Annotated in this window: 1 protein-coding gene; it reads left to right on the top strand. The window is 75.3% G+C overall.

What is annotated here, in order from left to right:
• Positions 1-664 (top strand): Hsp70 family protein (locus tag Q2100_RS28395; protein ID WP_302916728.1); only part of this gene is annotated, 664 nt, incomplete at both ends.

The raw sequence follows: 664 nt of genomic DNA, 5'->3' as shown, positions 1-664 counted from the left end.
GGCGGTCCCCGCATACTGGCCGGCCACCGCGGTGGACGCCGTGCAGGCCCGGATGCCGCACGCCATCGTGGTGTCCGACGCCGTCGCGGCGCTGACGGCGCTGCAGTCGCGGCCCGGCCTGCCCGCCCGGGGCCTGGTGCTGCTGTGCGACGTCGGCGCCACCGGCACGACCCTGACACTGGCCGATGCCGGCGCGGGCTTCGCGCCCGTCGGCAGCAGCGTCCGCTGCGACGATTTCGGCGGCGACGCCATCGACCGGGCGGTGCTGACGCACGTGCTCGCCGACATCGACGCCGAGGAGTCCGGCACGTCGGCGGTCGCCTCACTGACCGCGCTGCGCGACGAGTGCCGGCTGGCCAAGGAGCGGCTGTCCTTCGACACCGCGACGGGTCTGACCGGTCCGCACGCGGCGCTGCGGCTGACCCGTGCGGAGGTCGAGTCGCTGATGCGCGAACCGGTCGACCACCTGATGGCCGCCGTGTTCGACCTGCTGCAGCGCAACCGGGTGGCGCCGGCGCAACTGGCCGCTGTCGCGACGGTCGGCGGCGGCGCCCGGATACCGCTTGTGACGCAACGACTCTCCGAGGGACTGCGGCTGCCGGTGACGACGATGCCGCGCCCCGAACTGGCCGCGGCGATCGGGGCCGCGTTGGTGGCCCGTCGC

Origin of the sequence: Mycolicibacterium arseniciresistens, assembly GCF_030519285.1 — a bacterium.
Classification (GTDB): Bacteria; Actinomycetota; Actinomycetes; order Mycobacteriales; family Mycobacteriaceae; genus Mycobacterium; species Mycobacterium arseniciresistens.
Note: the sequence above shows the minus strand (reverse complement) of the source record. Positions and strands in the feature narration are given on the sequence as shown.